This is a genomic window from Inquilinus limosus MP06, assembly GCF_000767795.1.
Lineage (GTDB): Bacteria > Pseudomonadota > Alphaproteobacteria > DSM-16000 > Inquilinaceae > Inquilinus > Inquilinus limosus_E.
On sequence record NZ_JANX01000136.1, the window covers coordinates 1 to 12,291 of the forward strand.

Annotated in this window: 13 protein-coding genes; 1 reads left to right on the top strand and 12 read right to left on the bottom strand. The window is 68.5% G+C overall.

The features are described 5' to 3' along the window. Positions 1-12: 12 nt before the first annotated feature. From P409_RS13060 to P409_RS13090, 7 genes are all read right to left on the bottom strand, one after another. Entirely contained in the window at positions 13-684 is a 672-nt protein-coding gene (locus P409_RS13060; RefSeq protein WP_034836847.1) for a glutathione S-transferase family protein, read from the bottom strand. Positions 685-850: 166 nt separating this feature from the next. Continuing rightward, positions 851-1,147: a 50S ribosomal protein L28 gene (rpmB, locus tag P409_RS13065; RefSeq protein WP_034836850.1), complete on the bottom strand. Its 297-nt coding sequence runs from the start codon at positions 1,145-1,147 to the stop codon at positions 851-853. A gap of 284 nt (positions 1,148-1,431) precedes the next feature. Then, on the bottom strand, positions 1,432-2,952 hold the full coding sequence (gene arfA, locus P409_RS13070; RefSeq protein ID WP_034836853.1) for an arabinosylfuranosidase ArfA: 1,521 nt from the start codon (positions 2,950-2,952) through the stop codon (positions 1,432-1,434). Between the two features lie 64 nt (positions 2,953-3,016). Next, positions 3,017-4,330 (bottom strand): extracellular solute-binding protein, encoded by a 1,314-nt coding sequence (locus tag P409_RS13075; protein WP_034836856.1) that lies wholly within the window; start codon positions 4,328-4,330, stop codon positions 3,017-3,019. A 40-nt stretch (positions 4,331-4,370) separates the two neighbouring features. Then, positions 4,371-5,234, bottom strand: coding sequence for a carbohydrate ABC transporter permease (locus P409_RS13080; protein WP_202964656.1), 864 nt, complete (start codon positions 5,232-5,234; stop codon positions 4,371-4,373). After that, positions 5,231-6,154 carry a carbohydrate ABC transporter permease gene (locus P409_RS13085; RefSeq protein ID WP_202964657.1) on the bottom strand — a complete coding sequence of 308 codons (924 nt, stop codon included), beginning with the start codon at positions 6,152-6,154 and terminating at the stop codon, positions 5,231-5,233. The genes P409_RS13080 and P409_RS13085 overlap by 4 nt, the downstream gene beginning before the upstream one ends. A gap of 10 nt (positions 6,155-6,164) precedes the next feature. Further along, positions 6,165-7,259 (bottom strand): ABC transporter ATP-binding protein, encoded by a 1,095-nt coding sequence (locus tag P409_RS13090; protein WP_034836863.1) that lies wholly within the window; start codon positions 7,257-7,259, stop codon positions 6,165-6,167. A gap of 119 nt (positions 7,260-7,378) precedes the next feature. Here P409_RS13090 and P409_RS13095 point away from each other — a divergent pair, with 119 nt between their 5' ends. Then, entirely contained in the window at positions 7,379-8,113 is a 735-nt protein-coding gene (locus P409_RS13095) for a FadR/GntR family transcriptional regulator (RefSeq protein ID WP_034836866.1), read from the top strand. Between the two features lie 188 nt (positions 8,114-8,301). Here P409_RS13095 and P409_RS13100 read toward each other — a convergent pair whose 3' ends face one another. The 5 genes from P409_RS13100 to P409_RS13120 all read right to left on the bottom strand — a co-directional run. After that, positions 8,302-8,667 (bottom strand): VOC family protein, encoded by a 366-nt coding sequence (locus P409_RS13100; protein WP_034836869.1) that lies wholly within the window; start codon positions 8,665-8,667, stop codon positions 8,302-8,304. Positions 8,668-8,684: 17 nt separating this feature from the next. Continuing rightward, positions 8,685-9,221, bottom strand: a complete 537-nt coding sequence (locus P409_RS13105; protein WP_034836872.1) for an SRPBCC family protein — start codon at positions 9,219-9,221, stop codon at positions 8,685-8,687. After that, a complete protein-coding gene (locus P409_RS13110) occupies positions 9,218-9,547 on the bottom strand; it encodes an ArsR/SmtB family transcription factor (protein WP_034836875.1) in 330 nt (109 codons plus the stop codon). Before P409_RS13110 ends, P409_RS13105 begins: the two co-directional genes overlap by 4 nt. A gap of 198 nt (positions 9,548-9,745) precedes the next feature. Continuing rightward, entirely contained in the window at positions 9,746-11,485 is a 1,740-nt protein-coding gene (locus P409_RS13115; protein WP_034836878.1) for an ABC transporter ATP-binding protein/permease, read from the bottom strand. Between the two features lie 112 nt (positions 11,486-11,597). After that, positions 11,598-12,291: pseudouridine synthase (locus P409_RS13120; protein ID WP_343285505.1), on the bottom strand; the 694-nt coding region annotated here is incomplete at its 5' end.

Here is a 12,291-nt window from a genome sequence, read left to right on the forward strand (position 1 = left end):
GGGCGAGCCGGCCTATCCGAAGAGCGCCGGCGACAGCTCCCGGTCGGCGGCGGCGACCTCGCTCAACACCTTGGCGAAGGCCGGGCGGGCGGAGAGGCGTTCGTACCACGCCGCCAAAGCCGGGAATTCATCGAGCCCCGGCCCGTGCAGCCGCAGCGCGAACAGCACGGTCATGAACAGGGCGATGTCGGCGACGGTCAGCGCCTCGAACAGGAAGTCGCGGCCGGCCAGCCGGTCGTCCAGCCGGCGCCAATGGCCGCGCAGCGCGTCCTCGGCCTGGCGGGCGCCGGCCTCCTGCGCCTCGCGCCGGGCCGGGTCGGGCGGCTCGCTGCGATGCATCAGCGGCCGGACGTCCGGCATCACGATCTCGTCGGCCTCCAGTTCGGCCAAGCGGCAGCGGGCGCGGGCGGCGGCGTCCCGCGGATACAGCGGTGGGGATGGATAGGCGTCCTCGAGATAGTCGAGGATCACGGTCGAATCGAACAGGGTCAAACCGCCATCGACCAGCACCGGCACCTGGCCCTTGGGGTTGGCGGCCAGCACCGCCGGGTGCTTCGGGCGATAGCCCTCGGTCTGGGTGAAGGGCACCATGATCCGCTCATGGGCCAGCCCTTTCTCGGCCAGGGCGATCTCGACCTTGCGCGAGAACAGGCTCAGCGGCCCGGAATAGAGCGTGATCCCCATCGCACGTCCCCCTCATTGACTGATGAGGAGCGTTAAGGGAACGTCAGCCCGGTCGCAATCCCGGCGACCGACCCCAACCCGAGACAAACGAAAAAAGCCCGCGACCGTGTGGGCGGGCTTTCTCCAGTCCTGGGCGCGGCCGGCGGGCGGCCGCTGCACGGGCCGATCAGGCGGCCTGGGCGGCAGCCTGGGCCTTGATGATGCGGTGCTTCAGGCCGCGCAGCTCGGCGTCGAGGGCCGAGTCCGGGGCGCTGGCGAGGTAGCCGTCGAGGCCGCCGCGATGCTCGATGGTGCGGATGCCGTTGGTGGTCAGGCGCAGGCGCACCGACACGCCGAGAACCTCCGAGACCAGCGAGGTGGTCTGCAGGTTCGGCAGGAAACGCCGGCGGGTCCTGTTCTTGGCGTGGCTGACATTGTTGCCGCTCATCACGCCCTTGCCGGTCACCTGGCAGCGTCGCGCCATGGGTCTATCCTCGAAACACGGTCAAAAACAATTGCCCGGCATCGCTGCCGGGACGAGGGCGTTCGTATAAGGGCCCCGGCCGGCGGCGTCAAGCAGAGTCGTCACATTCGGACGGGCGGCCTGAGCCACTATGTTGCCTCTCCCGAATTTACGAGATCCTCCCGCAATCCCCAACACCGCCATTGCGAGCGCAGCGAAGCAATCCAGGGCCGTTTGGCGTGGCCCCTGGATTGCTTCGTCGGCTTCGCCTCCTCGCAATGACGGTGAGGGGCAACACGGCCGGATCAAGCCTGCGGCGAGGCCCGGGTCACGATCACGTTCCAGCTCGCCGGCTTCAGCTTCGCCCGCAGCCGCTCGCCGTCAACCGTGACGTCGGGATTCGCCGCCGGGGCCACGGTGTCCGGCGCCTCCTTGGTGTTCACCGCCTTCAGGTTGGCGTGGTGGATCTCGGTCGCCGCCACCAGCCGCCGGTCGGCGCCCAGGCCGCGCAGCGCGACGTCCAAATCCATCGGGTCGGACAGGCTGCGGTTCAGGGCGAACACCGTGGTGGTGCCGTCGGCAGGGTTGTCGACCACGGTGGCGTAGAGATACGGGATCTCCGGCCAGGACTGGGCGGCATAGCCGGGGGATTCTGCCTTGGCCTGCAGCACCCGGCCATGGCCGTGCCGGGCGGCCAGCGCGAAGGGATGGAAGATGGTCTGGCGCCAGGCGGCGCCGCCGGTCTCGGTCATGATCGGGCCGATGACGTTGACCAGCTGGGCGATGCAGGCGGTCTTCACCCGGTCGGCATTGTTCATCAGGGCGATCAGCGCGCCACCGACGATCAGCGCGTCCTCGGCGTTGTAGATCTCCTCGATCAGATGCGGCGCCTCGGGCCAACCCGGCTTGCGCATATGCTCGATCTTGTGGGTCTTGTACCAGACGTTCCATTCGTCGAAGGACAGCATGATCTTCTTGCGCGACCGGCGCTTGGCGCCGACAGCATCGCAGATCGCCGCCACCTCCTTGATGAAGGCGTCCATCAGCTCGATCACGCCGAAATACTCCGGCGCCGAATCGGCGTTGTTGTTGAAGTAGGTGTGCAGCGAGATGAAGTCGACCTGGTCGTAGCAGTGGTCCAGCACCTCGTATTCCCAGGCGCCGTAGGTGGCCATGTTGCGGTGGGACGAGCCGCAGGCGGCGAGCTGGATGGTCGGGTCGACCCAGCGCATCACCTTGGCCGTCTCCAGCGCCGCGCGGCCGTATTCCTCCGCGGTCTTGGCGCCGATCTGCCAGGGCCCGTCCATCTCGTTGCCCAGGCACCAGAACTTGACGTCGTGCGGCGCCTCGTAGCCGTGCGACCGGCGCAGGTCCGACAGGGCCGACCCGCCGGCATGGTTGCAGTATTCCAGGAAGCGGCGCGCCTCGTCCGGCCCGCGGGTGCCGAGATTGACGCCCAGCATCGGCTCGATTCCGGCGGCGCGGGCCCAGTCCATGAACTCGTTGGTGCCGAAGCGGTTGGTCTCGGTCGAGAACCAGGCCAGGTCGCGGCGCACCGGCCGCTGCTCCACCGGCCCGACCCCGTCCTCCCAGTTGTAGCCGGACAGGAAGTTGCCGCCGGGATAGCGGATGATGGTCGGCCCCAGCTCGCGGGTCAGCTCCAGCACGTCGCCGCGGAAGCCGCGGGAATCGGCGGTCGGGTGGCCGGGCTCGTAGATGCCGCCATAGACGCAGCGGCCCATATGCTCGACGAAGGCGCCGAAGACGCGGCGGTCGAGGTCGGAGAGGACGAAGTCGCGGTCGACGGTCAGCCTGGCGGAGATCATGGGTCGGTGGTCTCGGTCGGATGGTGGAAGGAGCGGCCGCGCCGGATGGCGCGGCCGGGAAGGATCAGCGGGCGTTGGCCAGCAGCTCGTTGACGCGGCTCTCGGCGTCGGCCAGCGCCTGGTCGACGGTCTTCTGGTTCTGCGCCGCGGCGTTGAACTCCTCGGTCAGGATCTCCTGCAGCCCGAACTGGCGCTTCACCGCCTGGGGCAGGGCGGTGCCGTCCTTGGTCAGGCTGACGATGTCCTTGCGGTGCGGCAGGTCGAGGAAGGCCTGGCTGTTCGCCACCGACTGGCGCACCGGCAGATGGCCGGTCCGGGCCCATTCGAAGTCATTGTCCCACAGGAACTTCAGCAGCTTGACCGCGGCCTTGCGCTTGGCGTCGTCGAGGCCGGCCTTGGGTACCACCCAGCTGTGGCCGTCGGCCCAGACCTTGGCGTTGCCGTAGAGCTGCGGGAAGGGCACGACGGTGTAGCCGTTGCTCAGCGCGCCGCCGGGCTTGGCCGCCTCCTCGTTGTAGCTGTCGATCAGCCAGGTGCCCATGATGTAGACGCCGCCGTCGCCCTGGGCGAAGCCGGCCGTCGACGCGGCATAATCCTGGTCCTTGGTGGTGTCGCCGTTCTGATAGATGGTCTTGAACAGCTCGACCGCATTGCGCGCTTCCGGCGTCTGCAGCTTGATCTGGGTCGGGTCGGCGAAGAAGTCCGAGTTCTGCTGGTACAGCAGGGTGTAGAGGGTGCGGGCGTAGTTCGCCTGCTCGTTCACCGTGGCCTGCACGAAATAGGGCTTGCCGGTCTTCTCTTTGAACTGCTTGGCCTGGGCCAGCAGCTCCTCCGGCGATTTCGGCAGGATCGGCTTGCCGTCGGCCGCCACCAGCCCGGCCTGCTTGAACAGGTTCAGGTTGATGTGCCACAGCCAGGTGTGGGTATCGAAGGGCAGGGCGTAGATCTTGCCGTCCTTGGTCACCCCGGTCCTGGCCGCCTCGGTGAAGTCGGCGGTGTCGATGCCGGCGGCCTTGAAGTCCTCGTCCAGCGGCTCCAGCAGGTCGCGCGAGGCGTAGTCGCTGATCACCGATTCATGCATCACCGAGATGGTCGGCGGGTCGTCGGAGCGCAGCCGGGCGGTGAGCTGGTCGTAGCCGGGCCATTCGACGATGTCGACCTTGACATGAACGTCCGGGGTCTCGGCGTTGAACTTGTTGATCAGCGCCGTGATGATGCCGCACTCGCCATGTGCCTTCGAGACGTCGGTGACATCGGCGTAGTCGGCCTCGCAGGCGCCGAAGAAGCGCGACAGCGAGATCTCGGTCTTCTCCTGTGCCCAGACGGGACCCGCGGCCAGGACCAGCCCCGCCAGGGCCAAAGCAAAGCGGCTTCTCATGGCTCTCCCTCCTTGGTTCCGGCCGTTTCTGCCGCGCGCCTCAGCGGACGGCGGCGCCGGCGACGGCCGTGACGATGTATTTCTGGAAGAACAGGTAGACGATCAGCACGGGCAGCCCGGCGAAGACCGACTGCGCCATCAGGTAGCCCAGCCCTTCGGACTGGGCGAAGTTGGTCTGGGTCGAGGCCAGGCCGACGGTCAGCGTGAACATCTCCGGTTTGGTCGCGGAGATCAGCGGCCACAGGTAGTCGTTCCAGGAGCTGAGGAAGGTGAAGATCCCCAGCGTCGCCTGGGCCGGCACGGTCAGCGGCAGCAGCACGCGCCAGAAGGTCTTGAGGCGCGAGGCGTTGTCCAAGAGCGCCGCCTCGTCCAGCTCGCGCGGGATCGCCTTGAAGTACTGCGTCATCAGGAAGACGCCGAAAGGCGCCGACAGATGCGGCAGGATCAGCCCGAGATAGGAGTTGTGGATCTTCAGGTCGTTGAACATCTGGAAGCGGGCGATGATCACCGCCTGCTCCGGCACGGCCAGGCCGATCAGCACCAGCGCGAAGACCAGGCCGCGGCCGGGGAACTGCGCGCGGGCGAAGCCGTAGCCGGCGAGGGACGCCAGGATCAGCACGCCCGCGGTCTGGCCCAGCGACACGACCACGCTGTTCAGCACCCAGCGGAACACGCCGGAATTGGCGAGGATGTCGGTGTAGTTCTTCAGCGTGTAAGGCGCCCGGAACAGCGTGCCGGTGTCGGTCATCAGCTCGCTGTTGGGCTTGAAGGACAGGCCGGTGATCCAGGCCACCGGCACCACCCAGATCACGGCCAGCAGGATGACGGCCCACAGGATCAGCCGGTCGCCCAGGCCGCGGCCGACCATGCCCTGGCGCGGTGGCGCCGTGGTGACGGCGGTCATGCCTCGGCCCTCCGGCGGGTCAGCAGGTACTGCGCCATGGCGGCGATCAGCATCAGCCCGAACAGCACCTCGGACGCCGCGGCGGCGTAGCCGAGGTCCCAGTTGCGGAAGCCCTGCTCGTAGATGAACTGGACGATCGGGCGCGAGGCGTTGTTCGGCCCGCCGCGGGTCAGCAGGTAGGACTGCCCGAACAGCTGGAACTGGTAGACGATCTCGATCACGGCCACGAGCACCACGGTCCGCCGGATCGACGGCAGGGTGATGTGCCGGAACGACCGCCAGCGGCCGGCGCTGTCCAGCGCCGCGGCCTCGTACAGCTCGCGCGGGATCTGCTGAAGGGCGGCCAGGAACAGCATCATCGGCAGGCCGATGCCCCACCATACCGTGGCGATGGCGATGCCGGGCAGCGCCAGGCTCGGGTCGCTCAGGATCGGGATCGGCGCCTGGCCGAACACGCCCAGGACGTTGGTCAGCAGGCCGCGGTCCGGCAGGTACATCATCTTCCAGACGATGGTGACGATGGTGACCGACAGCACCGAGGTGGCGAAGAAGGTGGCGCGCAGCGCCGCCGCCATGCGGGTCGGGCGGTTCAGCGCCAGGGCCAGGACCAGGCCGACCACGACGAAGGCCGGCACCGTCATCAGCACGAACAGCGCCGTGTTCCAGACCGCGCCGAGGAAGATCCTGTCGGCGAACAGGCGCTTGTAGTTGGCGAGGCCGGCGTAGGCACCGGTGCCGTCGAACATGTCGAACTTCTGCAGGCTGATCCAGATGCCGTCGAACAGCGGCCAGACCAGCAGCAGCAGGTAGACGATCAGGAAGGGCAGGACGAAGCCGATGTTGCGCCAGTCCGGCCCGACCCGGGCGCCGCCCAGGCGGCGGGTCCGTTCGATGCTGCGGCCGGCGGCGGTGGCGGTCACCATCCCCTCCTCACGCCCCGACCGACGTGACGGCGTGGCGGCCGACGCCGTCGGCGCCGAACAGGTGCACGGCGGCGGGGTCGATGCGCAGCGCCACCCGGTCCTCGACCGCGACGCCGCTCAGCCCCGCATCCTCGGCGATCAGGGTCGACCCGTCCTGCAGCCGGACATGCAGATGGGTGCGGTCGCCCAGCCGCTCGACCACCTCGACCGTGCCCTGCATCCCGCCCTGGCCGTCGATCCGCACCGCCTCGGCCCGCAAGCCCAAAGTGATCGGCTGGTGCGCCGGCAGCCCGTCGGCCGGCACCGGGGTGCGCAGCTCGGTCCCGTCCGGCAGCCGCAGCACGGCACCGCCCTGCTCGCCGATCACGGTGGCGTCCAGGAAGGTCATCGCCGGTACGCCGACGAAGCGGGCGACGAATTTGGTGGCCGGCCGGGTGTAGATCTCCATCGGCGTGCCGACCTGCTCGATCCGGCCCTCGTTCATCACCACGATACGGTCGGCCAGCGTCATCGCCTCGACCTGGTCATGGGTGACGAAGATCATGGTGGCGCGCAGCCGGCGGTGCAGCCGCGCCAGCTCGACCCGGGTGCGCACGCGCAGCGCCGCGTCCAGGTTCGACAGCGGCTCGTCGAACAGGAAGGCGCGCGGCTCCTTGACGATGGCGCGGCCGATGGCGACGCGCTGGCGCTGGCCGCCGGACAGCTGGCCCGGCTTCCGCTGCAGCAGCTCCTCGATCTCCAGCGTCCGCGCGGCGGCCTGCACGCGTTGCTCGATCTCCGGCTGCTTCAGGCCGATGTTGCGCAGCCCGAACGCCATGTTCTCGAAGATCGTCATATGGGGGTACAGGGCGTAGTGCTGGAACACCATCGCCACCCGGCGGGCGCCCGGCGGCAGCGTGTCGACCCGGGTGCCGGCGATGCGGATCTCGCCGCCGTCGACGCTCTCCAGCCCCGCGATCATGCGCAGCAGGGTGGACTTGCCGCAGCCGGACGGTCCCAGGAAGACCATGAACTCGCCCGACTCGACCGACAGCGACAGGCCGTCGAACACCGTGACCGGCCCGAAGCGCTTGCTGACATCCCGGATCTCGATGTCGGCCACGCCATTTCCTCCCCAATGGTATTATCATATGATTCGATCATCAGGGTGATCGGCGGTCTTTGTCAACCGGGCCTTCCCCGGCCTATCGATGAAAAGGGGAATGCTGTGGAGACGGTCTGATGCTGGAACGGGAGATGGTCCTGGTCGGGACGATGAGCGCCCAGGTGTCGAACAGCCTGGGCATGCGCATCGTATCCGGCGAGTTCCGGCCGAATGACTCGCTGCCGATCGAGAGCGAGCTGTGCCAGACCTACGGCGTCAGCCGGACCACGTTGCGCGAGGCGATCAAGAGCCTGGCGGGCAAGCGGCTGATCGAGGTGTCGCCGAAGACCGGCACGCGGGTGCTGCCCTTCGGCGAATGGAACCTCCTGGATCGCGACGTGCTGGCTTGGCGGCTGCAGGCGCAGTTCGACGCCAAGATCGTCGAGGACATCTTCGAGATGCGGATGTGCTTCGAGCCGCGGGCGTCATACCTCGCGGCGCGCGACGGCACCGCCGAGGACCACGCCGCGATCGAGCGCCATTTCCGCCAGCTGGCCCGCGCCTATGAAGAGAAGCAGCCGGTGAAGGTGTCGTCCGAGGCGGCGCTGGAGTTCCACCTGGCGATCATCACCGCCTCGCACAACGGCCTGTTCGTGACCATCGGCGCCGCGGTGAAGTCGGCGCTGCGGGTGTCGTCGGAAATGCAGCAGCGCCACGCCACCACGCCCAGCGAGGATGTGGCCCTGCACGACGCGGTGCGCACCGCGATCCTCGGCCGCGAGCCGGAGGCGGCGGCCGCGGCGATGGCCCGGCTGCTGGAGGCGTCGCATGCCCGGCTGCTGCCGCTGACGACGGAGCCGAAGGGGGCGTGAGCGCACGTCCGATCGACAGCCCCCTCCCCCTACCCCCTCCCGCGAGGGGGAGGGGGAGAGTGAAAGGCTAGGACTAGGTATGATGGATACAGACAGAGGCGCCGCGCCGGAATTAAAGCGCCGTCCTTCCAATGATCCTCCCCCTCCCCTTGCGGGAGGGGGTAGGGGGAGGGGGCTCTTGCCGCCCCTCAATACTGGCTGTTCTTCGCCGAGACGATATGGATGATCCCGGCGGGATCCGAGATCCAGAAACCGTCGAACCCGTCGGGCAGCCGCTCGATCTCGTCGCGGCGGGCGACGCCGGCCTCGGCCAAATGTTCGGCCGCCCGCGGCACATCGTCGGCCACGATCTCCAGCCACAGCTCGGCCTGGCTCAGGGCGTCGACCCGGTCGATCCACAGCTGGTTGGCGCCGAACCGGAAGCCGATCGCCGGCGGGTGGTTGTCCAGCGGCTCGAGGCCGATCACGTCGCGGTAGAAGCGGACCGTGGCGTCGTACTGGTGCGGCGGCACCTTCAGCGCGATGTTGCGGCCGCCGGCGAAGGTCGCGGTCATGGCAGTCCCTCCAGTCGTCAGGCCGAGGCGATGCGGCGCTCGTATTCGGCCTCGAGCGGCGTGTGGACGATGAAGAAGGGCTGCGGCACCCTTCCGTGCAGCCGGTCGACCAGGATGCCCAGATGGGTGTGCCAGCCGCCTGCCGCGCTCGCCATCTTGTCCCGCCCGAGGCGACGATGGGTCAGCACCAGCAGCACGTCCTCGCCCCGCGGCGTCAGCTCGAAGGTCACTTCCGACTCCTGGCCGGCCGGGCCGGGCCAGCTATGGGCCAGCAGCCGCGGCGGCTCCCAACGCGTCACCCGGGCGGTGGAACTGGCGCCCTTCTCCATCGACTTGTACTTGGCCGGGATCTCGTCCGGCAGCGGCGACAATTCGGCATGCAGGAAATGCATCTCCACTTGGCCGCCGACACGAGGCTCGACGGCGCCCTTGGCCAGCCAGAGGCCGCGCTTGTCCGACTCCGTCAGAAAGGCCCAGACCCGCTCGATCGGGCCCGGCAGCAGCCGCTCGAACCGGACCGCGTCGGCGGCGATCAGGGTGCCGTAGTCGCTCATGATGTCTCTCCCGTGTCGGTGGGGGGCGGGGCGGCGCGCAGCTGCCGCTCCAGCTCGTCCAGCCGGCCGCCCCAGAAGCGGCGGATGCGGCGCAGCCACTCGTCCATCGCGTCGAAGCCCTTCTGATCGAGCGTGTAGATCCGCCGCTGCGCCTCGGGCCGGACGGCGATCAGCCCGGCCTCGCGCAGCACCTTGAGATGCTGGGAGACGGCCGGTCCGCTCATCGCGAACTCGCCGGCGATCTCGCCGGCCCCGCGCTCCCCCGCCGCCAGCATCTCGACGATGCGGAGCCGGGTGGGGTCGGCGAGGGCGGCGAAGGCTTGCATGAGTCTCTTATGAAGAGGATACTTAAATAAGTCAATTCTTAAATATAAAACCGTCATCCCGGTCCGCGCTGCGGCGCGGAGTGCCGCTGCGCAGACCCGGGATCTCGCGCCGTCGAAGAGATCCCGAGTCCGCAGCGCACCACTTCGTGCTGCGCCTCGACCGGGATGACGGGAATGAACGAGCGGAGGAGGGGGCCCTCAGGCCGCTGCGGCGACCGGCGCCTCGACCAGGCGGCCGGGCCCCGCGCCCTCCTTCTCGATCCGCCAGCGGCGGTCGTGGAAGGCGGCGACCTTGGGGTCGTGCGAGATGGTCAGCCAGGTGGTGCCGGGCAGGCGGTCGCGCAGCAGCGCGAACATCCGCTGCTCGGTCGCCTCGTCCAGCGCGCTCGTCGCCTCGTCGAGGAACAGCCAGTCCGGCCGGGAGAGGACCGCCCGGGCCACCGCCAGGCGCTGCTGCTCGCCGGGCGACAGCCGGCGAGCCCAGGACTCCTCCTGCTCCAGCGCCGGGACCAGATGGCCGAGATCGACCGCGCGCAGCGCCTCGGTCGCGGCTTCGGCGGAGACCGTCTCGGGCTTGGCGGGATAGGCGACGGCGGCGTGCAGCGTGCCCAGCGGCAGGTAGGGGCGCTGCGGCAGGAACAGCACCCTGGCGTTCTTCGGGATGCGGATCTGCGCCCTGCCGAACGGCCAGATCCCGGCCAAAGCCCGGAACAGCGTCGACTTGCCGGCGCCGGACGGGCCGGTCAGCAGCAGCCGGTCGCCGGGGCGGACCGAGAGGCCGCCGCCCTCGACCAGCGTCTGGCCATCGGGCAGGGCCAGCCGGACGGAGTCGACGGCCATGTCGCTGCGGGGTTCGGCCGCCACAGTGATCTCGACCGAGCGTGCCTTAGCCGCCTCAATGCTGCGGCGGAAGCCGGTGAGACGGTCGACGGTCGCCTTCCATTCCGTCAGGTCCTGATAAGAGCTGACGAACCAGGACAGCGAGTCCTGGACGTTGCCGAACGCCTCGGCCGTCTGCAGCAGGCCGCCGAGCTCAAACGACTTGGCGAAGTATTGGGGAGCCGCAAGGATGAAGGGAAACAGGATGGACGCTTGGCCGTAGCTGGAGGTCAGAAAACCCAGCAACTTCTGTCGCCGCATCAGGGCGTACCAATTGTCCATGACATTGGTGAACAGTGACTGCAGCCCCTGCTTCTCGCTCGCCTCGCCGCCATACAGCGCGACCGCCTCGGTGTTCTCGCGGAATCGGACCAAACCGAAGCGGAAATCCGCCTCGCGCTTCTGCTGCTGGAAGTTCAGCCCGATCAGCGGCCGGCCGATCCAATGGGTCAGCAGTGTACCGACCACCGCATAGGCGACAGCCGCCCAGACCATGAAATGCGGGATGACGATGGTGTTGCCGAAGAGCGGGATGGCGAGAGGCGCGGACAGCCCCCAGAGGATCGCCAGGAAGGAGAACAGATTGGCGAAATTGCCGAGGAAGCCTATGCCGAGGCTCAGGGTGCTGCTGATGAAGAGCTGGATGTCGCTGGAGATGCGCTGGTCGGGGTTGTCGGTCGGCGCGCCGGTGAGCTGCTGCCGGTAATAGGCCTGATCCTGCAGCCATTCGCCGATCAGGTGGTCGGTCATCCAGCGGCGCCAGCGGATCTGCAACCACTGGTTCAGATAGACGCGGTAGACGCCGCTGATCACCCAGACAACCGCCAGCCCGGCGAAGACCATGATCTCACGCCAGAAGGCATGGAGGTCGTATTGCTGCAGAGCATTGTAGAAGCGGTTGCGCCAGAAGTTGAACTGGACGCTGAGGAAGACGCTGCCGAAGGTCAGGGCCAGGACGGCGATCAGCAGCCCGATCGCCGGCCATTTCTCCTTCGACCGCCAGAACGGCATCAGGAGGGCGAAGAAGTCCTTCCAGAACCGGCGTGTGCTTGGCTTCATGGGATGCGTCCGCCGCCCGGCGGATCCTCGGCTGCGACTGCAACCGTGATATCCCCCGGCGGCGAACCGCACCCGTGAATTTCACGTAACTTTCAGGTAATCGGGCCGTTATTCAGCGCAGGCCGGACAGGATTCCCTCTCGCTCCACCGCGATCCAGGTCCCCGGCGGCAGGTCGCCGAGGGTGAGGTTGCCGAGGGCGATGCGGACCAGGCGCAGCGTCGGGTGGCCGACCGCGGCCGTCATCCGCCGCACCTGGCGGTTGCGGCCCTCGGTCAGGGTCAGCCGCAGCCACGCGGTCGGGATGGCCTTCCGAACCCGGATCGGCGGGTCGCGCGGCGGCAGGTCGGGCTCATCCTCGAGCCGCTCGATGCCGCAGGGGCGGGTCGGGCCGTCGGTCAGGGCGATGCCGCCGGCCAGGGCGTCCAGCGCCTCCTGCGCCGGGTCGCCTTCGACCTGCGCCAGATAGGTCCGGGGATGGCCGTGCTTCGGGTCGAGGAGGCGCTTGATCAGCGGCCCGTCATTGGTCAGCAGCAGCAGCCCCTCGCTGTCGGCGTCCAGCCGGCCGGCGGCGTAGATGCCGGGCGGCAGACCGAACTCGTTCAGGCCGCGCCAGCGCCCCTCCGGCGTGAACTGGCTCAGCACGCCATAGGGCTTGTGAAAGACGACGTAGCGGCACTGGTCCGGCTCCGGCGACGGGCGCTTGCGCCGCTCCTCGCGCCACCGCTCGCCCGGCTTCGCGGCCTTCGGCTTGGTAACCCCGGCGTCGTCACCGATCTTGCGCGATGAGGTCAGCGGGCGTCTTGGC